At 71.4% G+C, this 19,966-nt stretch carries 21 protein-coding genes and 1 riboswitch; of the genes, 11 read left to right on the top strand and 10 right to left on the bottom strand.

Features of this window, described 5'->3' with window-relative positions:
* Positions 1-8: 8 nt before the first annotated feature.
* Positions 9-1,241, bottom strand: coding sequence for an NAD(P)/FAD-dependent oxidoreductase (locus ABT342_RS11175; RefSeq protein WP_351570414.1), 1,233 nt, complete (start codon positions 1,239-1,241; stop codon positions 9-11).
* 127 nt (positions 1,242-1,368) lie between these two features.
* Positions 1,369-1,482: riboswitch (TPP riboswitch) on the top strand.
* On the opposite strand from ABT342_RS11175, the gene thiO reads away from it, so the two are divergent.
* The 5 genes from thiO (at position 1,480) to ABT342_RS11150 (ending at position 6,904) form a co-directional block, all read left to right on the top strand.
* On the top strand, positions 1,480-2,667 hold the full coding sequence (thiO, locus tag ABT342_RS11170; protein ID WP_351570411.1) for a glycine oxidase ThiO: 1,188 nt from the start codon (positions 1,480-1,482) through the stop codon (positions 2,665-2,667). Its footprint overlaps the riboswitch before it by 3 nt.
* Positions 2,664-2,882, top strand: coding sequence for a sulfur carrier protein ThiS (thiS, locus tag ABT342_RS11165; protein WP_351570408.1), 219 nt, complete (start codon positions 2,664-2,666; stop codon positions 2,880-2,882). Before thiO ends, thiS begins: the two co-directional genes overlap by 4 nt.
* A gap of 8 nt (positions 2,883-2,890) precedes the next feature.
* Entirely contained in the window at positions 2,891-3,685 is a 795-nt protein-coding gene (locus ABT342_RS11160; RefSeq protein ID WP_351570405.1) for a thiazole synthase, read from the top strand.
* A gap of 405 nt (positions 3,686-4,090) precedes the next feature.
* Entirely contained in the window at positions 4,091-6,049 is a 1,959-nt protein-coding gene (gene pknB / locus ABT342_RS11155) for a Stk1 family PASTA domain-containing Ser/Thr kinase (RefSeq protein ID WP_351570403.1), read from the top strand.
* A 6-nt stretch (positions 6,050-6,055) separates the two neighbouring features.
* On the top strand, positions 6,056-6,904 hold the full coding sequence (locus tag ABT342_RS11150; RefSeq protein ID WP_351570401.1) for a deoxyribonuclease IV: 849 nt from the start codon (positions 6,056-6,058) through the stop codon (positions 6,902-6,904).
* Positions 6,905-7,007: 103 nt separating this feature from the next.
* On the opposite strand, the gene ABT342_RS38215 is transcribed toward ABT342_RS11150, so the two are convergent.
* A complete protein-coding gene (locus ABT342_RS38215; RefSeq protein ID WP_502965510.1) occupies positions 7,008-7,250 on the bottom strand; it encodes a hypothetical protein in 243 nt (80 codons plus the stop codon).
* 24 nt (positions 7,251-7,274) lie between these two features.
* Between ABT342_RS38215 and ABT342_RS38210 the strand changes: the two genes are divergently transcribed.
* A complete protein-coding gene (locus tag ABT342_RS38210; RefSeq protein ID WP_502965509.1) occupies positions 7,275-7,697 on the top strand; it encodes a DUF4396 domain-containing protein in 423 nt (140 codons plus the stop codon).
* Between the two features lie 35 nt (positions 7,698-7,732).
* Here ABT342_RS38210 and ABT342_RS11140 read toward each other — a convergent pair whose 3' ends face one another.
* Entirely contained in the window at positions 7,733-8,365 is a 633-nt protein-coding gene (locus tag ABT342_RS11140) for a sulfite oxidase-like oxidoreductase (protein WP_351570395.1), read from the bottom strand.
* Between the two features lie 165 nt (positions 8,366-8,530).
* Between ABT342_RS11140 and bfr the strand changes: the two genes are divergently transcribed.
* Positions 8,531-9,010, top strand: coding sequence for a bacterioferritin (bfr, locus tag ABT342_RS11135; protein WP_351570392.1), 480 nt, complete (start codon positions 8,531-8,533; stop codon positions 9,008-9,010).
* Between the two features lie 88 nt (positions 9,011-9,098).
* On the opposite strand, the gene ABT342_RS11130 is transcribed toward bfr, so the two are convergent.
* Positions 9,099-9,380, bottom strand: a complete 282-nt coding sequence (locus ABT342_RS11130) for a (2Fe-2S)-binding protein (protein ID WP_351570389.1) — start codon at positions 9,378-9,380, stop codon at positions 9,099-9,101.
* 159 nt (positions 9,381-9,539) lie between these two features.
* Positions 9,540-10,886, bottom strand: a complete 1,347-nt coding sequence (locus ABT342_RS11125; RefSeq protein WP_351570983.1) for a class II 3-deoxy-7-phosphoheptulonate synthase — start codon at positions 10,884-10,886, stop codon at positions 9,540-9,542.
* A 109-nt stretch (positions 10,887-10,995) separates the two neighbouring features.
* Between ABT342_RS11125 and ABT342_RS11120 the strand changes: the two genes are divergently transcribed.
* Together ABT342_RS11120 and ABT342_RS11115 are read left to right on the top strand one after the other, a co-directional pair.
* Positions 10,996-11,052: a trp operon leader peptide gene (locus ABT342_RS11120; RefSeq protein ID WP_078513512.1), complete on the top strand. Its 57-nt coding sequence runs from the start codon at positions 10,996-10,998 to the stop codon at positions 11,050-11,052.
* Positions 11,053-11,151: 99 nt separating this feature from the next.
* Entirely contained in the window at positions 11,152-13,086 is a 1,935-nt protein-coding gene (locus tag ABT342_RS11115) for an anthranilate synthase family protein (protein ID WP_351570386.1), read from the top strand.
* Between the two features lie 265 nt (positions 13,087-13,351).
* Here the strand turns inward: ABT342_RS11115 and ABT342_RS11110 are convergent, their stop codons facing one another.
* From ABT342_RS11110 to ABT342_RS11095, 4 genes are all read right to left on the bottom strand, one after another.
* Complete coding sequence (locus tag ABT342_RS11110; RefSeq protein ID WP_351570382.1) at positions 13,352-14,380, bottom strand: 6-phosphofructokinase; 1,029 nt, start codon at positions 14,378-14,380, stop codon at positions 13,352-13,354.
* A gap of 157 nt (positions 14,381-14,537) precedes the next feature.
* A complete protein-coding gene (locus ABT342_RS11105; RefSeq protein ID WP_351570379.1) occupies positions 14,538-15,209 on the bottom strand; it encodes a response regulator in 672 nt (223 codons plus the stop codon).
* A complete protein-coding gene (macS, locus tag ABT342_RS11100) occupies positions 15,206-16,417 on the bottom strand; it encodes a MacS family sensor histidine kinase (RefSeq protein ID WP_351570376.1) in 1,212 nt (403 codons plus the stop codon). The genes ABT342_RS11105 and macS overlap by 4 nt, the downstream gene beginning before the upstream one ends.
* A gap of 98 nt (positions 16,418-16,515) precedes the next feature.
* The gene (locus ABT342_RS11095; RefSeq protein WP_351570980.1) at positions 16,516-17,256 is read right to left on the bottom strand and encodes a lysophospholipid acyltransferase family protein; all 741 of its coding nucleotides are present in this window, start codon (positions 17,254-17,256) and stop codon (positions 16,516-16,518) included.
* 226 nt (positions 17,257-17,482) lie between these two features.
* Here ABT342_RS11095 and ABT342_RS11090 point away from each other — a divergent pair, with 226 nt between their 5' ends.
* Entirely contained in the window at positions 17,483-18,262 is a 780-nt protein-coding gene (locus ABT342_RS11090; RefSeq protein ID WP_351570373.1) for an alpha/beta hydrolase, read from the top strand.
* Positions 18,255-18,953, top strand: coding sequence for a hypothetical protein (locus ABT342_RS11085; protein WP_351570370.1), 699 nt, complete (start codon positions 18,255-18,257; stop codon positions 18,951-18,953). The genes ABT342_RS11090 and ABT342_RS11085 overlap by 8 nt, the downstream gene beginning before the upstream one ends.
* Here the strand turns inward: ABT342_RS11085 and ABT342_RS11080 are convergent.
* Positions 18,950-19,720 carry an endonuclease/exonuclease/phosphatase family protein gene (locus ABT342_RS11080; RefSeq protein ID WP_351570367.1) on the bottom strand — a complete coding sequence of 257 codons (771 nt, stop codon included), beginning with the start codon at positions 19,718-19,720 and terminating at the stop codon, positions 18,950-18,952. The two genes, ABT342_RS11085 and ABT342_RS11080, sit on opposite strands and share 4 nt — an antisense overlap.
* Between the last annotated feature and the right edge of the window lie 246 nt (positions 19,721-19,966).

Here is a 19,966-nt window from a genome sequence, read left to right as displayed (position 1 = left end):
AGCCGGGCCTACAGAGCTGCCGCCTTCAGAGGGACGCCGGGGTCCGCCGCACGCAGCGGATCGAGCCGTGCTCCGGTCTCGATGAGTTTGCGCCCCTGGGTCAGGTCCCTGGGCCTGCCGACCGCCAGCACGGCGACCAGCACCCCGTCCCGCAGCCACACCACCGACCAGGCCGCGTCGTCCGGGGCGCCCCGCCATACGAGTGTCCCGGCGCCCCCGTGATGGCCCGCGTACTGCACGAAGCGGCCGAACTGCTCGGACCAGAAGTACGGCACCGGGTCGTACGTCCGCGGCACCGCGTCCGGGACGGCGGCGGCGATGATGTCGGCGGCGACCGTGCGCGGGCCCTGGAGGGCGTTGTCCCAGTGGTGGACGAGGAGCCGTTCGCCGTAGCGCCGGGACGGGAAGGAGGCGCAGTCCCCGACGGCGTACACATCGGGCAGCGAGGTGCGCAGCCGCTCGTCCGCGACGATCGCCCCGTCGTCGGCCAGCGCGATGCCGGAGCCCGCGAGCCAGCGGGTCGCGGGGCGGGCGCCGATGCCCACGACGACGGCACCGGCGGTCAGCCTCCGGCCGTCCTCGAGCACGACCGCGCCGGGTTCGACGCCCGCGACGCGCGCGTTCGTGAGGAGCCGCGCACCGCTCTCCGCGTACCACTGGGCCATCGGGGCCGCGACCTCCGCGGGCAGCGCGCCCGCGAGCGGGCGTCCGGCGGCCTCGACGACGGTGACGGCGCAGCCCGCCTCGCGGGCGGCGGTGGCGAACTCGGCGCCGATCCAGCCGGCGCCGACGACCACGATGTCGTGCTGCCGCTCCAGTACCGGACGGAGGCGTTCCGCGTCGTCGAGCGTGCGCAGCAGATGGACGCCGGGGACACCTTCGGTGCCCGGCAGGGTGACCGGTTCCGCGCCGGTGGCGATGACCAGCACGTCGTACGGGACGGGCCCGTCCGGGGTGTCGAGCTCATGGTCCGCCGGCCGCAGGCCGCCGACCTCGCGGCCCAGCTGGAGGTCGACCTCGATCGCCTCGAAGTCGACGTCGAAGGCGGAGCCCTCGGCCTTGCCCAGCAGCACCGCCTTGGACAGCGGGGGCCGGTCGTACGGCTGGTGCGGCTCGGCGCCGATCAGGGTGATGGTGCCGGTGAAGCCCTCTTCGCGCAGGGCCACGGCGGTCTGTACGCCGGCCATGCCGGCCCCGACGATGACGACTCGGCGCTGCGCTGTCTGCGTCTGCTCGCTCACCGGACCAGCCTATCCAGCTGACGATGCGTCAGGAAGTACGCCGGACGGAAGCCGGGAGGGAGCCGGGAGGGGCGCGGTCCGGGCACCCTTACTCCGCGCCGGGCACGAGAGCTAGGCTGGCGGCCGTACTGCTACTCGCGGGAGCCCGGACGCACCGGGCTGAGAGGGAGGCTGACGCGGCCTCCGACCGTACGAACCTGATCCGGGTCATGCCGGCGAAGGGAGGGGCTGGACGCCCATGCATTCACGTACGACATCCCGTACGGCATCACGTACGACCTCGGACGTCCTCGTCATCGGCGGGGGCATCATCGGTTTGGTCACCGCCTGGCGGGCGGCACAGCGCGGACTGGGTGTCGCGCTCGCCGACCCCGAGCCGGGGGGCGGGGCCGCGCAGGTCGCGGCGGGCATGCTCGCCGCCGTCACCGAGCTCCACTACGGCGAGGAGACACTGCTCGGCCTCAATCTGGCCTCCGCGCGGCGCTATCCGGACTTCGTGGCGGAGCTGGAGGAGGTGAGCGGCCAGGAGACCGGATACCGGGCGTGCGGCACGCTCGCCGTCGCCCTGGACGCGGACGACCGCGCGCATCTGCGCGAGCTGCACGAGCTGCAGCGCCGCTCGGGACTGGACTCGGAGTGGCTCACCGGCCGCGAGTGCCGCCGCCTGGAGCCGATGCTGGCGCCGGGCGTGCGCGGCGGGCTGCGGGTCGACGGCGACCACCAGATCGATCCGCGGCGGCTGGCGAGCGCGCTGGTCGTGGCGTGCGAGCGGGCCGGGGTGGTGTTCCACCGCCGCCGGGTGGACCGGTTGTCGGTGATACGGGACCGGGCGACCGGGGCCGTACTCGACGACGGCCTGGAGCTGACCGCCGACCAGGTGGTGCTGGCCGCGGGGTCGCTGAGCGGCACGCTCGCGGGCGTACCGGAAGAGGTGCTGCCGCCGGTGCGGCCGGTCAAGGGGCAGGTGCTGCGGCTGACGGTGCCGCGGGCGTACGCGCCGTTCCTGTCACGGACCGTACGGGCTGTGGTGCGCGGCAGCCATGTCTATCTCGTACCGCGCGAGAACGGCGAGCTGGTCGTGGGCGCGACGAGCGAGGAGCTCGGCTGGGACACGACGGTCACGGCGGGCGGCGTGTACGAGCTGCTGCGCGACGCCCATGAGCTGGTACCGGGCATCACCGAGCTGCCGCTCACCGAGACCCGGGCGGGGCTGCGGCCCGGGTCGCCCGACAACGCGCCACTGCTGGGGCCGACGCGGCTGCCCGGTCTGCTGCTGGCCACCGGGCACTACCGCAACGGCGTACTGCTCACTCCGGTGACGGGCGATGTGATGGCGCACGCGCTGGTCACCGGCGAGCTGCCCGAGGTGGCACACCCCTTCACCCCCCGCCGCTTTTCTCCTACACGTCAGGAGTTGTCCGTATGACCGTGTTCATGACCGTCTCCGTGACGGTGAACGGAGAGCCGCGGGACATCGCGGCCTGTACGACGCTGGACGCGCTGGTCGCGACGCTGACGGCCGCGCCGTCCGGGGTCGCGGCGGCCGTGAACGAGACCGTCGTCCCGCGCGGCGAATGGTCCGCCACACGGCTCGTCGAGGGCGACCGGGTCGAGGTGCTCACCGCGGTGCAGGGAGGCTGATCAGAGCTATGGCCGATGACCGTTTCATGCTGGGCGGGATCGAGTTCTCGTCCCGGCTGATCATGGGTACGGGCGGAGCGCCCAGTCTCGACGTCCTCGAACGCTCGCTGATCGCGAGCGGCACGGAGCTGACGACGGTGGCGATGCGGCGGCTGGATCCGACCGTGCAGGGGTCGGTGCTGTCCGTGCTCCAGCGCCTGGGCATCCAGGTGCTGCCGAACACGGCGGGCTGCTTCACTGCGGGCGAGGCGGTGCTGACCGCGCGGCTCGCGCGCGAGGCGCTCGGGACGCACTGGATCAAGCTGGAGGTGGTCGCGGACGAGCGCACGCTGCTGCCCGACGCGATCGAGCTGCTCGACGCGGCGGAGGTCCTCGTCGACGACGGCTTCACCGTGCTGCCGTACACGAACGACGACCCCGTGCTCGCGCGCAAGCTGGAGGACGTCGGCTGCGCCGCGATCATGCCGCTGGGCTCGCCGATCGGTTCCGGCCTCGGGATCCGCAATCCGCACAACTTCCAGCTCATCGCCGAGCAGGCGGGCGTGCCGGTGGTCCTGGACGCGGGGGCCGGGACGGCGTCGGACGTGGCGCTGGCGATGGAGCTGGGATGCGACGCGGTGATGCTCGCGTCGGCGGTGACGCGGGCGCAGGAGCCGGTGCTCATGGCGGAGGCGATGCGCCACGCGGTGGAGGCGGGGCGGCTCGCGAGCCGGGCGGGCCGGATCCCGCGCCGCCACTTCGCGGAGGCCTCGTCCCCGACGGAGGGCCGCGCGACCCTGGACCCGGAACGCCCGGCGTTCTGAGGGCCGGCCCCTCAGGTGCTCCCCGGCCGAGGGGGCGCCTGCGGCGGGCCTCTTTCTCCTACCCGCCCCTTCCCGCAGTGTCGACTTGCGGCTTCGCCGCGTGGCTGGGGGCAAGCCCCCAGCCCCCCGTACGGCCTTCGGCCGTGTCCTCAATCGCCGGACGGGCTCATTCTGAGCCCCGCTGGGGGTCCCCCCACGCCCGCTAGGGCGTAGGGGGAGATTGAGGAGCGGGGGTTCGGGGGCGGAGCCCCCGCAACGGGGGCTGGGGCGGAGCCCCGGTTCGGGAAGCGGCGGGTAGGGGACGAAGCCCGCCGCAGGCGCCCACCGGCCCCGGGCTGCCGGGAAAAGCAGCCGGTCGGGACCGAGGCGTCAGGGGAGGGACGCGTGGCTCGTAGACTCGCCTGCGTGGATACGACCCTTCACGACCCCCTCGTCGGGCAGCTGCTCGACGGCCGCTACCGCGTCGAGGCGCGCGTCGCCGTCGGCGGGATGGCCACGGTCTACCGGGCCGTGGACACCCGGCTCGACCGGGTGCTCGCCCTCAAGGTGATGCACCCGGCGCTCGCCACGGACGCCTCGTTCGTGGAGCGGTTCATCCGGGAGGCGAAGTCCGTGGCACGGCTCTCCCACCCGAACGTGGTGGGGGTGTACGACCAGGGCGCGGAGGGCGCGTACGTCTATCTCGCGATGGAGTACGTCGCCGGATGCACCCTGCGCGACGTCCTGCGCGAGCGCGGCGCGCTCCAGCCCCGGGCCGCGCTCGACATCCTGGAGCCGGTGCTCGCCGCGCTCGGGGCGGCGCACCGGGCCGGGTTCGTGCACCGGGACATGAAGCCGGAGAACGTGCTGATCGGGGACGACGGCCGGGTCAAGGTCGCCGACTTCGGTCTCGTTCGGGCCGTGGGCTCGGTGACGAACACCACGGGGTCGGTCCTGGGAACCGTGTCCTACCTCGCGCCGGAGCAGATCGAGTCCGGCTCCGCCGACACCCGCGCCGACGTCTACGCCTGCGGTGTCGTGCTGTACGAGATGCTGACCGGCGCCAAGCCGCACACGGGCGACACCCCCGCCGCGATCCTCTACCGGCACCTCAACGAGGACATGCCCGCCCCCTCGGCCGCCGTGCCAGGCCTGGCGCCGGAGCTGGACGCGCTGGTGGCGAGCGCGACCGCCCGTGATCCGGAGGTGCGCCCGTACGACGCCGTTGCGCTGCTCGCGCAGACCCGCGAGGCGCGCGCCGCGCTGAGCGACGACCAGCTCGACGCCGTACCGCCGCAGGCCCGTACCCGCACCGCGGACCAGGCCCCGGACAAGGACCCGGACAAGGGCTCGGACCAGGCCGAGGGCCAGTCCTCGGGGCAGCACGGCGCCGAGGACCCCACGAGCGTGATCCCCCGGGCCCTCCCCCTCCCCTCCCACACCAGCCGGCTGGAGATGCCGCTCCCGGCAGAGCCCCCGGCGCGCCGGACAAGCGTGCCCCGGCGTGGTGTCCTCGCCGCCGTCGTCGCCGTACTGCTGCTCATCGGCGTGGGCGCGGGCGTCTGGTACATCAACTCCGGACAGTTCACCCAGGTGCCCTCCGTCCTCGGCCGCACCGAAGCCGCGGCGAAGAAGCGCCTCACCGACGCCGGGCTCGAGGTCGAGCAGACGAAGAAGGGCTTCAGCGACACCTACAAGCGCGGCACGGTCATGGACATCGACCCGGACCCGGGCCGGCGCATCCGCGACAACGGCTCCGTCACCCTGGTCATCTCCCGTGGCCCGGAGATCGTCAAGGTGCCCACGCTCCGCGGCAGGACGCTCGCCGAGGCGAAGAGCGAGCTGCGTGAGGCCGGACTGGCCACTGGCGTGATCACGAAGGCGTTCAGCGAGGAGTTCGCGCAGGGCACCGTCATCCGCTCGGACCCGGCGGCCGGGAGCGATCGCCGCCCCGACTCCGCGATCGCGCTCGTCGTCAGCAAGGGCACCCCGATCGACGTACCGGAGGTGACGGGCGAGTCCGTCGAGGACGCCACGAGCACGCTCCAGGAGGCCGGGCTGAAGGTGAGGGTGGCCGACGAGCAGGTCCACTCCCCCGAGCCGGCCGGCGCCGTCGCCAGGCAGTCCCCCGCGCACGGCGGACAGGCCGCCGCGGGCGACACCGTCACCCTCACCGTCTCCAAGGGCCCGCGGATGATCGACGTTCCCGACGTCGTCGGCGACAACGTGGACGACGCGACGCGCGAGCTGGAGAAGGCGGGCTTCAAGGTCGATGTCGACCGCGGCTTCCCCTTCCTCGGCGACACCGTCGAGAGCCAGTCGGTCGCCGCCGGCGAGCAGGCCCCCGAAGGCAGCACGATCACCATCAAGACCAAGGGACTCTAGATTCAGATGCGCAACCCAGTCGGCGCCCATGTCCCGGTGGCCGGCGGCCTCGCCAGGACCGGTCTTACGTACGCCCGCGAGATCGGCGCGGAGACCGTCCAGGTCTTCGTCGCCAATCCGCGCGGCTGGGCGACGCCGGCCGGTAACCCGGCGCAGGACGAACAGTTCCGCGAGCGGTGCGGGGCCGAGGGGATACCGGCGTACGTCCATGCCCCGTACCTGATCAACTTCGGCTCGCACAACGAGGCGACGGCCGAGAAGTCCGTGGAATCGATGCGCCACTCGCTGCGGCGGGGGCGGGAGATCGGCGCGCTGGGCGTGGTCGTGCACACCGGTTCGGCGACCGGGGGGCGCTCGCGCGACGTGGCGCTCGCGCAGGTGCGCGAGCTGGTGCTGCCGCTGCTGGACGAGCTGACGCACGACGACGACCCGTACCTGCTGCTGGAGTCCACCGCCGGGCAGGGCTTCTCGCTCTGCTCCCAGGCCTGGGACTTCGGCCCGTACTTCGAGGCCCTGGAGGCCCATCCCAAGCTGGGCATCTGCCTGGACACCTGCCACATCTTCGCGGCCGGGCACGATCTGGCGGAGCCGGGCGGCGTGGCGAAGACCCTCGACCTGCTGGTGGAAACGGTCGGCGAGGGCCGGCTCAAGCTGATCCACGCCAATGACTCCAAGGACGTGGTGGGGGCGCACAAGGACCGGCACGCGAACATCGGCGCGGGTCACATAGGCGAAGAGCCGTTCCGGGCACTGATGGCCCACCCGGCGACCGAGGGCGTACCGCTGATCATCGAGACTCCGGGACCCCAGGAGGCGTACGCGGCCGATGTGGCGCTGCTGAAGAAGCTCCGGTGAGGGATCTCGGATGATGAATCCCCATTGAGGAATACCCCTAGGGGGTATACGGTTCTGCTGTCGACGGGACGGCAGGAACCGCTACCTCGCTATGGGGGTCTTCTCAATGCAGCACACAGAGCACGCGCAGCACGACCACGGTGACCACAACCACGCGCAGCACGAGCACGCGCAGCACGGTCAAGCCGACCACGCGCAGCACGACCACGGTGACCACGCCCAGCATGAGCACACGCAGCACGGTCACGGCGACCATGGTGACCACGCCCAGCACGCGCAGCACGACCACGGTGGCGGCGACCACGACCACACCCAGCACGGCCACGCGCACCATCACGCGCACCACGCCGGTGGCGGAGCCAGCTGGCCGATGGCCGCCAAGGCCACCCTCCACTGCCTCACCGGATGCGCCATCGGCGAAGTGCTCGGCATGATCATCGGCACCGCGCTGGGCTGGGGCACCTTCGCGACGATGGCCCTCGCCATCGCCCTGGCGTTCCTCTTCGGCTACTCGCTGACCCTTTCGCCGATCCTGCGCGCGGGGCTGCCCCTCAAGGCGGCCATCGGCGTCGCCCTCGCCGCCGACACCATCTCCATCTTCGTCATGGAAGTCGTCGACAACGGCGTTCTGCTCCTGGTGCCCGGCGCGATGGACGCACACCTCTCCGACGCCCTCTTCTGGGGCGCCCTGGCCTTCGCCTTCCTCGTCGCCTTCCTGGTCACCACTCCGGTCAACAAGTGGCTGATCGGCCGCGGCAAGGGGCACGCGGTGGTGCACCAGTACCACCACTGACGGCGGTCCCGGGCACGGCTACAGCGGCACAGCAGCTACAGCTCGGGGCCGTCGCCCGGCTCCTCCTGGTACGAGTACCGCTGCTCGCGCCAGGGGTCGCCCACGTTGTGATAGCCGCGCTCCTCCCAGAAGCCCCGGCGGTCGGCGGTCATGTACTCCACACCGCGCACCCACTTCGGGCCCTTCCAGGCGTACAGGTGCGGTACGACCAGCCGCAGCGGGAAGCCGTGCTCGGCGGTGAGCAGCTCACCGTCCTTGTGGGTGGCGAAGATAGTGCGCTCGGACATGAAGTCGGAGAGCCGCAGATTGGCACTGAAGCCGTACTCGGCCCAGACCATGACGTGCGTGACGTTCGGCGCCGGCGGTGCGAGTTCGACGACGGTCCGGGCGGGCACACCCCCCCATTCGGCCCCCAGCATGCTGAATTTCGTCACGCAGTGCAGATCGGCCACGACGGTGGCGTAGGGCAGGGCGGAGAACTCCTCATGGTTCCAGCAGTGCTTGTCGCCGTCGGCCGTGGCCCCGAAGACGCGGAACTCCCAGCGGTCCGGCTTGAACCTGGGGACGGGCCCGTAGTGGGTGACGGGCCAGCCACGCTGCAGCCGCTGCCCCGGAGGAAGCTCGGACTGCTCTGACTCGCGATGTTCCCGGCTCTCCGGCTGACCCATGCCTTCAATGGTGACAGACCGGGAGGGGTGGTCATGACCAGGCTATGACCAGACATGGGCCGATTCGGGCAACTCCTACTAAGCATGCACTTACTGGACGACCTCCGATCACGGTGCGAGGATGCGCCCATCTGCCCAGTCATACGTGCGGAAGGAGCCTCTGCGATGCAGGGCGACCCCGAGGTCATCGAATTCCTCAATGAGCAGCTGACCGCCGAATTGACCGCGATCAACCAGTACTTCCTGCACGCGAAGATGCAGGAGAACTTCGGCTGGACGAAGCTCGCGAAGTACACCCGGGCCGAGTCGTTCGACGAGATGAAGCACGCGGAAGTCCTGACAGACCGGATCCTCTTCCTGGAAGGACTCCCCAACTACCAGCGGCTGTTCCACGTCCGGATCGGGCAGACGGTCACCGAGATGTTCCAGGCCGACCGGCAGGTCGAGGTCGAGGCGATCGACCGGCTGAAGCGCGGGATCGAGGTCATGCGCAGCAAGGGCGACATCACGTCCGCGAACATCTTCGAGTCGATCCTGGCGGACGAGGAGCACCACATCGACTATCTCGACACACAGCTGGAGCTGGTCGAGAAGCTCGGTGAGGCGCTCTACATCGCGCAGCTGATCGAGCAGCCGGAGGGCTAGCCGACGAGTCTGCCCGTCGGCGGTCGGCAGCAGCTGTCAGCAGTCGGCAGCGGCGGTCAGCAGCCGGCTCGCAGGCCGCTTCGCCGCGCTAGGCCGCTTCGCTGAGCGCGGGCTCGGAGCCGGAGGAGGCCGGGTCGGCGGTGGAGTCCGGGGCCACCGCGAGGACGTCCACGCCCTGGTCGAGCAGTTCACGGCGGGGGCACGCGCCCCGGCCGAGGATCCCCTGGATACGGCGCACGCACGATCCGCAGTCGGTTCCGGCCTTGGAGACCGAGGCGATCTGACGGGGGGTGCAGGCGCCCGCCTCCGCATGCTCCTTGACCTGCTTCTCCGTGATTCCGAAGCATGAGCAGACGTACACGCGGTTCACCTCCCGGCGGGATCGATTGCTGTTGCCCGTCCCGATTAATCGGTGAGGCTAACCTAACCTTACCCGCCGCTCGGGGGACGCAAAAGCCCGGATATGCCGGTGGGGCACGGATCACATCGATCCGTGCCCCACCGTCGTACCTCTGGTGATCTCAGGAGATCACTGGTCGCGGTACATCTCCGCGACCAGGAAGGCCAGGTCCAGCGACTGGCTGCGGTTCAGCCGCGGGTCGCAGGCCGTCTCGTAGCGCTGGTGCAGGTCGTCGACGAAGATCTCGTCGCCGCCGCCCACGCACTCGGTGACATCGTCACCGGTGAGCTCGACGTGGATACCGCCCGGGTGGGTGCCCAGGCCCTTGTGGACCTCGAAGAAGCCCTTGACCTCGTCGAGCACGTCGTCGAAGCGCCGGGTCTTGTGACCCGAGGCGGCCTCGAACGTGTTGCCGTGCATCGGGTCGGTCACCCAGGCGACGACCGCACCGGAGGCGGTGACCTTCTCGACCAGCTCCGGGAGCTTGTCGCGGACCTTGTCGGCGCCCATGCGGACGATGAAGGTCAGCCGGCCGGGCTCGCGGTCCGGGTCGAGCCGGTCGATGTAGGTCAGCGCCTCGTCGACCGTGGTCGTCGGGCCGAGCTTGATGCCGATGGGGTTACGGATCTTCGACGCGAACTCGATGTGCGCGCCGTCCAGCTGGCGGGTGCGCTCACCGATCCAGACCATGTGGCCCGACGTGTCGTACAGCTGCCCGGAACGGGAGTCGACGCGGGTCAGCGCGCCCTCGTAGTCCAGCAGCAGCGCCTCGTGGGAGGCGAAGAACTCGACCGTGCGGAACTCCGCCGGGTCGGTGCCACAGGCCTTCATGAAGTTCAGCGCGTTGTCGATCTCGCGCGCGAGCTGCTCGTAGCGCTGGCCCGACGGGGACGACTTCACGAAGTCCTGGTTCCAGGCGTGCACCTGGCGCAGGTCGGCGTAGCCACCGGTGGTGAAGGCGCGCACCAGGTTGAGCGTGGAGGCGGAGGCGTTGTACATCCGCTTGAGGCGCTCGGGGTCCGGGATACGGGCCTCTTCGGTGAAGTCGAAGCCGTTGACGGAGTCGCCCCGGTAGGTCGGGAGCGTCACGCCGTCGCGGGTCTCGGTCGGCTTGGAGCGCGGCTTCGAGTACTGGCCGGCGATCCGGCCGACCTTCACCACCGGCACCGAGGCCGCGTAGGTCAGGACCGCGCCCATCTGGAGCAGGGTCTTGAGCTTGTTACGGATGTGGTCGGCGGACACGGCGTCGAAGGCCTCGGCGCAGTCGCCGCCCTGGAGCAGGAACGCCTCGCCCTTGGCGACGGCTCCCATCCGGGCGCGCAGCTGGTCGCACTCGCCCGCGAAGACGAGCGGCGGATACGATTCGAGGTCCGCGATCACATCGCGCAGAGCCTCGGCATCCGGGTACTCGGGCTGCTGCGCCGCGGGCAGGTTTCGCCAGGTGTTGCCACCGCTTGCGGTGGTCTTAGCGTTCACGGTCACCTCGACAACATTACGGGGTGATTCGCGTAGTCCGAGGCCTGGACCAGAAAGTGAGACGCGGGTTACGGGAAACGTCGCCGCTCCGTGTTGTAGGGTTCCCGGCATGTTCGCGCAGACGACCCAGAACTGGTGGTGGACCGCTCATCCGGCGGCCCACTGACCGATCGCGCGCACTGAAGATCGCGAAGGCCGCCCGAGGGGCGGCCTTTCTCATGCTCGCGGGCCGTTCCTCTCCGCTACGGAAGGAACACCGATCACCATGCACCTGCCCGGTACCCCCGGCGTCTCTGATATCCCCAGCGTCCTCGACCGGCTGCTCGACGCCGACTGCCCGCCCTTCGCCGTGCTGCGCAGGCGCACCCCCGGCCGTGGCCACGACACCGTCGAGGTGCTGATCGGCCGCGTCCACGAGGCCGAGCGGCTCGCCGACATCCCGGTCGGGGACCTGCCCTCGCTCGCCCTCGTGCCGTTCCGGCAGATCAGGGAGCGGGGGTTCGACGTACGGGACGACGGCACGCCGCTCGCCGTGCTGGTCGCCGACGAGTCGTACGAGCTGCCGCTGGCCGAGGCGCTCGACCGGCTGCCCCGCCATGACGTACGGGTCGAGGACGGCGGGTTCGACATCGCCGACGAGGAGTACGCGCAGACGGTCCGGCGGGTCGTCGAGGACGAGATCGGGCGCGGCGAGGGCGCGAACTTCGTCATCCGGCGCACGTACACGGGGGAGATCCCCGGCTTCGGCCGCGCCGACGCCCTCGCCCTGTTCCGGCGGCTGCTGGCGGGTGAGCGCGGCGCGTACTGGACGTTCGTCGTCCACACTGCGGAACGCACCCTGGTCGGCGCGAGCCCCGAGGTGCATGTCCGGATGTCGGGCGGAACGGTCGTCATGAACCCGATCAGCGGCACGTACCGCTATCCGGCGGGCGGGCCGTCGCCCGAGGACCTGCTGGCCTTCCTCGGCGACCGCAAGGAGACGGACGAGCTCTCCATGGTCGTCGACGAGGAACTGAAAATGATGTGCACCGTCGCCCCCACGGGCGGGGTGGTGGTCGGCCCGCGGCTCAAGGAGATGGCTCACCTGGCGCACACGGAGTACGAGCTCCGGGGCCGCTCACCGCTCGATGTGCGCGAGGTGCTGCGCGAGACCATGTTCGCGGCGACGGTCACCGGGTCGCCGGTGCAGAACGCGTGCCGGGTGATCGAGCGGTACGAGGAAGGGGGCCGGGGCTATTACGCGGGCGCGCTGGCGCTGATCGGGCGGGACGCGGGCGGGGCGCAGAGCCTGGACTCGCCGATCCTGATCCGCACCGCCGACATCTCGGCGAACGGTCGTGTACGCGTCCCGGTCGGGGCGACCCTCGTCCGCCATTCGGACCCGCTGTCCGAGGTCGCCGAGACGCACGCCAAGGCGGCGGGGGTGCTGACCGCGCTGGGGGTACGTCCCGGGCGCCCGCACGAGGAGTCCGGCCGGGAGCCCCGGCTGGCCGCCGATCCCCGGGTGCGGGCGGCCCTCGACGCCCGGCGGGCGGATCTCGCGCCGTTCTGGCTGAGGATGCAGTCCCGGCCGGAACGGGTCACCGGGCAGGCCCTGGTGGTGGACGGCGAGGACACCTTCACCGCGATGCTCGCCCACCTGCTGCGCGGCGCCGGTCTGGACGTGACCGTCCGCCGCTACGACGAGCCCGGGGTGCGGGAGGCGGCGCTCGCCCACCGGGGGCCCGTGGTGCTGGGCCCGGGGCCCGGCGACCCGTCGGACGCCACCGACCCGAAGATGCGCTTCCTGCGCGCGCTGACGGCGGAACTGGTGCGCGGCGCCTCCGACGGGTCCGGGCGCCGGGGCGGGCTGCTCGGGGTCTGCCTCGGCCATGAGCTGATCGCCGCGGAGCTGGGCCTGGGGATCGTCCGCAAGCGGACGCCCTTCCAGGGCGCCCAGGTGCGGATCGATCTGTTCGGGGAGGAGGAGACCGTGGGCTTCTACAACAGCTTCACGGCGGTGTGCGACGAGGGGGCGGCGGTGGAGCTGGCCGGGCGGGGGATCGAGGTGAGCCGCGACTCGGCGACGGACGAGGTGCACGCGTTGCGGGGGCGCGGTTTCGCGGGCATCCAGTTCCACCCGGAGTCGGTGCTGACGCTGCGCGGGCCCGAGGTCGTGCGCTCGCTCCTCACGTCGGTGGTGCGAACCCCTTCGGCCTAGCGGGCCGGGGCGGGGCGGGTGGGGGGGCGGGGGCGCCTGCGGCGGGCTTGTTCCCCTACCCGCCCCTTCCCGAACTGGGGCTCCCCAGGCTCCGCGCCTCAATCGCCGGCGGGGCTGAAGGATCGGGGGCTTCGCCCCCAGACCCCCATAACCCAGCCTCGCCGGCGTTTGAGGCGCGGGGGTTCGGGGGCGGAGCCCCAGTTATCGGGAAGGGGCGGGGCGGGGAGAGAAGCCCGCCGCAGGGGCCCCCACCCGTGGCCAGGGCTCAGCCGAAGAAGACGCCGGCCTCCTCGTACAGCGCCGGGTTCACCGTCTTCAGTTTCGCGGTCGCCTCGGCGATCGGTACGCGCACGATGTCCGTGCCGCGCAGCGCCACCATCTTCCCGTAGTCCCCGTCCCGCACCGCGTCGATCGCGTGCAGGCCGAAGCGCGTGGCGAGCCACCGGTCGAACGCGCTCGGTGTGCCGCCGCGCTGGACGTGGCCGAGGACCGTCGTCCTGGCCTCCTTGCCCGTGCGCTTCTCGATCTCCTTGGCCAGCCACTCGCCGACGCCCGAGAGCCGCACGTGCCCGAAGGAGTCGAGCGTGCCGTCCTTGAGGACCATGTCGCCGTCCTTGGGCATGGCGCCCTCCGCGACCACGACGATCGGCGCGTACGAGGCCCGGAAGCGGGAGGTGACCCAGGCGCAGACCTGATCGACGTCGAAGCGCTGCTCAGGGATGAGGATGACGTTCGCGCCGCCCGCCAGGCCCGAGTGGAGGGCGATCCAGCCGGCGTGACGGCCCATCACCTCGACGACGAGGACCCGCATGTGTGATTCGGCCGTCGTGTGCAGCCGGTCGATGGCCTCCGTCGCGATGCCGACGGCCGTGTCGAAACCGAACGTGTAGTCCGTGGCGGACAGATCGTTGTCGATGGTCTTCGGGACGCCCACACACTTGACGCCGTACTCGCCGGAGAGCCGGGCCGCGACTCCGAGCGTGTCCTCGCCGCCGATCGCGATCAGGGCCTCCACCTCGTGCTTGGCGAGGTTGTCCTTGATCCGGCGGATACCGTCCTCCTGCTTGAACGGGTTGGTGCGCGAGGAGCCGAGGATGGTCCCGCCGCGCGGCAGGATGCCGCGTACCGCGGGGATGTCCAGCGGGACGGAGTCGCCCTCCAGCGGCCCGCGCCAGCCGTCCCGGTAACCGGTGAACTCGTACCCGTAATTCTGGACACCCTTGCGGACGATGCCGCGGATGACCGCATTGAGGCCGGGGCAGTCGCCGCCCCCGGTCAGTACTCCGACCCGCATGGAAGTTCCCTTCGCCGTCAGTGCCGTCAGTGGTGACACACGAGAGCCACGCTAGTAGTGACCCAGGTCACTCCGGGACGGGGCGAAGGCGGTACGAAAGGTGAATTCCGGTAGGGGAGGCCGTTCCTGACGAACCGTAATTCACTCCGAAGAGTGGTCAGGCGTCGTCAAGGCCGCGCTCTATCGCGTAGCGCACGAGCTCGACCCGGTTGTGCAACTGGAGCTTGCCCAGGGTGTTCTGCACGTGGTTCTGCACGGTGCGGTGCGAGATGACGAGACGCTCGGCGATCTGCTTGTACGAGAGCCCCTTGGCGACCAGCCGCAGCACTTCCGTCTCCCGCTCGGTGAGCTGCGGCGCCTTCGGCTCGTCCGAACCGGCGGGCGGCACGGGGTCGGTGGCCAGGCGGCGGTACTCCCCCAGGACCAGGCCGGCCAGACCCGGGGTGAACACCGGGTCGCCGACGGCGGTCCGGCGCACCGCGTCGATCAGCTCCTCCGTACTGGCCGACTTCAGCAGATAGCCGGTCGCGCCGGACTTCACCGCCTCCAGCACGTCGGCGTGCTCGCCGCTCGCGGAGAGCACGAGGACCCGCAGGGCGGGGTTCGACCCCACGAGCTCCTTGCAGACCTGGACTCCCGGCTTGGCGGGCAGGTTGAGGTCGAGGACGAGCACGTCGGGGGCGGCGGCCAGGGCGCGCCGCACCGCCTGCTCGCCGTCGCCCGCCGTGGCGACCACGTCGAAGCCGGACTCGGCCAGGTCGCGCGCCACGGCGTCCCGCCACATCGGGTGGTCGTCGACGACCATCACCTTGATCTGCTGCTCGCTCATCTGCTGCCTGCCTTCCCCCGTGGGACTTTCAGTTCGACTTCCGTGCCCTGGCCCGGTACCGAGATCAGCTCGGCCGTGCCCCCGATGTCCCGCAGCCGGCCGCGGATCGAGAGCGTGACTCCGAGCCGCCCCTCCCCCTCGGCCTGGGCGAGCCGCCCCTCCGGGATACCGGGTCCGTCGTCCCGGACCGTCACGATCACCTCGTCCGGCCAGTCCTCGACCAGGATCCACGCCTGGGCGTCGTCCCCCGCGTGTCTGCGGACATTGTCCAGGGCGGCACTGACAGCGGCCGCGAGTTCCTTGGCGGTGGGCTTCGGCAGCAGCACCGGAGCGCCCGGTTCGGACAGGGTGACCCGCGATCCGGCGTGCGGCGCGAGGAGCGTGCGCAGATCGCGCGGGCTGTCGTCGTCGGGCTCCTCGGCCTCCTCGACGATGCGGACGATCGCGCCCTGCGTCTCGTCCTCGGAGACCCGCGAGCCGGGCACCAGTCCACCGGCGACCAGGGTGCGCAGGGCCACCTCCTGCTCGCCGGCCATCCGGCCGAGTTCCGCGGCCTCGCCGCCGATCGCGGTGCCGCGCCGCTGGACCATGGCCAGCACCTGCAGCACGCTGTCGTGGATGTCGCGGGCCAGCCGCTCCCGCTCGCGGGTCGCGGCCTCGATCTCCAGGGCGCGGGCCAGGGTGCGTTCGGAGGCGCGGGCTACCTCGACGACGTATCCGATGGCGATGGAGGCGACCCAGACCAGCAGGACGTTGTGGAGGGTGTCCCGGCTGGGCTGGCCGCGTTCGATGATGTTGGCGACGGCGACCAGGGAGGACGCGAAGCCGGCCCAGCGCCAGCCGCCCTTGATCGCGTACGCGAGGACCGAACCGGCCGTCCATATCGTCGGCAGGGTCGGGCCGTCCATCAGCTGGGCGTGGTCGTCGGCGAGCGGCGTGAGCATGATGCCGGTGAGGGCGACGGTGAGGTCCACGACGAGGAACCGCCTGGTACAGGCGGCGGCGTTCGCCACCTTGGGGAGCGTGGCGAGGGTCCAGACGGCGAGGAAGGCGAGGTAGCCGACGGCCACCCAGGGGCGCTCGAAGTCGTCGCGCGCCGCGACGAAGATCAGCACCGCGTACACCATGGTGAGGGCTCGGTACGCGGTCAGCGCACGCCACAGCGGCAGTTCGACCGACATGCGCACGACACGTTCACGCTTGGCCATGTTCCCCCACCGTGTTCCCCACCCCTGGTCCGGCACCCCTGATGCGGCACCCCTGATGCAGCGCCCTTGACGCGGCACCCCTGTTGCGGCGAGCGACGCTACTGGACGCCGTTCCGCTCCGCCTTCTCGGCCTTCGCCCCGGCCTTCTGCGCCTTCTCGGCCGCCTTGGCCTCATCGGCGATCTGGCGCTTCGCCGCCGTCGCGTAGATGTCCACGTACTCCTGGCCGGACAGCTTCATGATCTCGTACATGACCTCGTCGGTCACCGAGCGCAGGATGAAGCGGTCGTGCTCCATGCCGTGGTAGCGACTGAAGTCGAGCGGCTTGCCGATCTTGATGCCGGGGCGCATGAGCTTGGGGATGATCTTGCCGGGCGGCTGGATCTTCTCGGTGTCGATCATCGCGACCGGGATCACGGGCGCACCCGTCGCCAGCGCCACGCGCGCCAGACCGCCCGGCTTGCCCCGGTAGAGGCGGCCGTCGGGTGACCGGGTGCCCTCGGGGTAGATGCCGAACAGCTCACCGCGCTCGATGACCTCGATGCCGCTCTTGATGGCCGCCTCACCGGCGCCGCGCGCACCGGAGCGGTCCACCGGGAGCTGGCCGACCCCCTTGAAGAAGGCCGCCGTGAGCTTGCCCTTCACTCCCGGCGAGGTGAAGTACTCGGCCTTGGCGATGAAGGTGACCTTGCGGTCGAGGACCGCGGGCAGGAAGAACGAGTCCGAGAACGACAGGTGGTTGCTCGCGAGGATCGCGGGCCCCTCGGCGGGGATGTTCTCGAGGCCCTCCACCCAGGGCCTGAAGGCGAGCTTCAGCGACCCTCCGATGGAGAACTTCATTGCGCCGTAGATCAACTCGAATGCCTTCCCTGGTGTCGTCGCAATGACCTTAACCCGTGCGGGGCCTGCGCTCCCTCTCCCGGTGTCCCGCCAAGGCGCCGTCGGCCCTGGTCGGTGTCAGTCCGGTCGCGTACGGTGAAGGCACTTCCGGGAGACTTACTTCCGAGTACCTGCTATGAGCCTTCGATCCTTCCTTTCGATCCTTTCTCACGAACAGGAGACCCCGGTGCCGGTCCTCCCTGGAGCCGAGCCGTACCACCACGAGGGTGGCGAGGTCGGTGTCCTTCTCTGTCACGGATTCACCGGTTCCCCGCAGTCGCTGCGCCCCTGGGCGGAGTATCTGGCGGAGCGCGGCCTGACCGTGTCGCTTCCGCTGCTGCCCGGACACGGCACCCGCTGGCAGGACATGCTGCTGACCGGCTGGCAGGACTGGTACGCGGAGGTGGACCGGGAGCTGCGGGCGCTGCGGGAGCGCTGCTCCCAGGTGTTCGTCTTCGGGCTCTCCATGGGCGGCGCCCTGACACTCCGGCTGGCGGCCAAGCACGGGGACGCGATCAGCGGCATCGTCGTCGTCAACCCGGCGAACAAGGTGCACGGCCTGTCGGCGTACGCCCTTCCGGTGGCCCGCCACTTCGTCCGGTCGACCAACGGCATCGCGAGCGACATCGCCAAGGAAGGCGCGGTGGAGATCGGCTACGACCGGGTCCCGCTGCACGCCGCGCACTCCCTGCGGCAGTTCTTCCGGCTGGTCGACGGCGAGCTGCCCCAGGTGACCCAGCCGATGGTGCTGCTGCACAGCCCGCAGGACCACGTGGTCCCGCCGGCCGACTCGGCCCGGATCCTCAGCCGCGTCTCGTCGACGGACGTGCGGGAGATCCTGCTGGAACAGAGCTACCACGTGGCGACGTTGGACCACGACGCGGAGCGGATTTTCGAGGAGAGTTACGCGTTCATCGGCCGCCTCGCTCCGAGTGTCGGGAAGAAGGGGAGCACGACCGGTGGCTGAGCAGCACGACGCGGACCACGACGCGGACCGGGAGCGGGACCAGGACCAGGACCAGGACCGGGACCGTGAAAGGACGCCGCAGCCGATCGACGAGGAGGCCGCCTGGGCGGCGATCGTCGCGGCGTACGGCGAGGAGCCGGCCGACCCTCCGGGGGCGAAGCCGTTCAAGTCGGTGGAGGATCTCGCGGGTCTGGAGAAGCCGGTGAACGACGCGTCGCGCAAGGGCGGGAAGGACGGCTCGGACGACGCATCGGACGACGCCCCGGATGTGTCGGGCGAGTCGGACGGGTCGGACGCGTCGGACAAGGAGGAGCCCCCCGGGGCTTCTTCCCGGAAGCCGCTGGGCAGCTCGATCGTCTTCGCGCCGGGCGTGGGCGGTGGCGGCCCGCGCGACTACGAGGTCGCCGAGGCGAGCGACGACGACTTCGACGAGAGCGACGAGGGCCACTTCGTACCGCCGGAGCCGCCTCCGCTGCCGGAGGCGGACACGGCCGCGAAGTTCGCCTGGCTGGCGGTGATCGGCGGCCCGGTGCTGCTGCTGCTCGCCGTGCTCCTCCAGTGGGAGATGACCTGGTGGCTCACCACGCTCGGCGTCGGCGGCTTCCTCGGCGGCTTCGCCACCCTGGTGGCCCGCATGGCGCACGGTGACGACGAGGACGACGACGATCCGGGGCGGGGCGCGGTGGTCTAGGAGGTCCGGGGCGGGATCCGCAGGGCGGCCAGGACCGGGAGGTGGTCCGTGGCCGCCTTCAGGTCCGCGTCACTGATCCCCGGCAGGCCGACCGGCACGCCGCAGCCGAGGACCTCGATGCCGGGTGTCGCGAAGACCGCGTCGATCCGCTGGTGCGGATCGGTGGGCGTCGAGGTGTACTCGCCGCCCCAGGGGGTGACCGCCCAGCAGTCCTGGAGCTCGGCCGCGAGCCGCCGGAAGCCGCGGCCGCCCGGCCGCTCGTTGATGTCGCCCGCGGCGATCGCGTACGGCACGTCCATCGCCGCGATCCGGTCGAGCAGCATGCCCGCCTGCGCGTACCGCTCGTCGGTCCGCAGGCTCAGATGGCAGCTGATCAGGCCGACGCGGGCCGCGGCGCCGAACCGGACGACGGCGGTCGCGAAGCCGCGTCTGTGCAGGCCGGGGGTGAGCGGCAGCAGTACGTCCTCCGTGTGCTCCACGGTCGCCCGCAGCGAGCACAGCAGCAGCGGCCCCGCGGCGGTGGCCCCTCCGCTCAGCACCACCAGCTCGCTCTTGGCGGCGAGACGGGCGGCGTGCTTGCGCCAGCGGAAGAAGCGCGGCGCTTCCTGGACGAAGACGAGGTCGGGCGCGCAGACGCGGATGACGCGGGCGAGGGCGTCCTCGTCGTCGCGCAGGGAGCGGATGTTGTAGCTGAGCACGCGGATGACGGCGGAACCGTCGGGTTCGGTGCGGGAGTTGGGCAGCGGTTGCGTCACGGACGTCCCCATGCGGATCAAGATAACGGGGGCGGGGCCCCGTTGCCCCCGTGTCCGGGCGCGCGCCGGCGGGCGGGGACACGCCGGCGGGCGGGGACGCGCCGGCGGGCGGGGACGCGCCGGCGGGCGGGGACGCCTGCGGCGGGCGGGGGCGCCTGCGGCGGGCGGGGGCGCCTGCGGCGGGCGGGGGCGCCTGCGGCGGGCGGGGGCGCCTGCGGCGGGCTTTGTCCCCACCCCGCCCCTTCCCGAATCGGGGGC

Origin of the sequence: Streptomyces sp. NPDC000410 (genome assembly GCF_040300305.1) — a bacterium.
Lineage (GTDB): Bacteria > Actinomycetota > Actinomycetes > Streptomycetales > Streptomycetaceae > Streptomyces.
Note: the sequence above shows the minus strand (reverse complement) of the source record. Positions and strands in the feature narration are given on the sequence as shown.

Bases quoted from the DNA above. Each gene is read 5' to 3' on its own strand.
- thiO (WP_351570411.1), top strand. From the start codon at position 1,480: ATGCATTCACGTACGACATCCCGTACGGCATCACGTACGACCTCGGAC.
- thiS (WP_351570408.1), top strand. From the start codon at position 2,664: ATGACCGTGTTCATGACCGTCTCCGTGACGGTGAACGGAGAGCCGCGG.
- ABT342_RS11160 (WP_351570405.1), top strand. From the start codon at position 2,891: ATGGCCGATGACCGTTTCATGCTGGGCGGGATCGAGTTCTCGTCCCGG.
- ABT342_RS11150 (WP_351570401.1), top strand. From the start codon at position 6,056: ATGCGCAACCCAGTCGGCGCCCATGTCCCGGTGGCCGGCGGCCTCGCC.
- ABT342_RS38210 (WP_502965509.1), top strand. From the start codon at position 7,275: ATGGCCGCCAAGGCCACCCTCCACTGCCTCACCGGATGCGCCATCGGC.
- ABT342_RS11140 (WP_351570395.1), bottom strand. From the start codon at position 8,365: ATGGGTCAGCCGGAGAGCCGGGAACATCGCGAGTCAGAGCAGTCCGAG.
- bfr (WP_351570392.1), top strand. From the start codon at position 8,531: ATGCAGGGCGACCCCGAGGTCATCGAATTCCTCAATGAGCAGCTGACC.
- ABT342_RS11115 (WP_351570386.1), top strand. From the start codon at position 11,152: ATGCACCTGCCCGGTACCCCCGGCGTCTCTGATATCCCCAGCGTCCTC.
- ABT342_RS11110 (WP_351570382.1), bottom strand. From the start codon at position 14,380: ATGCGGGTCGGAGTACTGACCGGGGGCGGCGACTGCCCCGGCCTCAAT.
- ABT342_RS11105 (WP_351570379.1), bottom strand. From the start codon at position 15,209: ATGAGCGAGCAGCAGATCAAGGTGATGGTCGTCGACGACCACCCGATG.
- macS (WP_351570376.1), bottom strand. From the start codon at position 16,417: ATGGCCAAGCGTGAACGTGTCGTGCGCATGTCGGTCGAACTGCCGCTG.
- ABT342_RS11095 (WP_351570980.1), bottom strand. From the start codon at position 17,256: ATGAAGTTCTCCATCGGAGGGTCGCTGAAGCTCGCCTTCAGGCCCTGG.
- ABT342_RS11080 (WP_351570367.1), bottom strand. From the start codon at position 19,720: ATGGGGACGTCCGTGACGCAACCGCTGCCCAACTCCCGCACCGAACCC.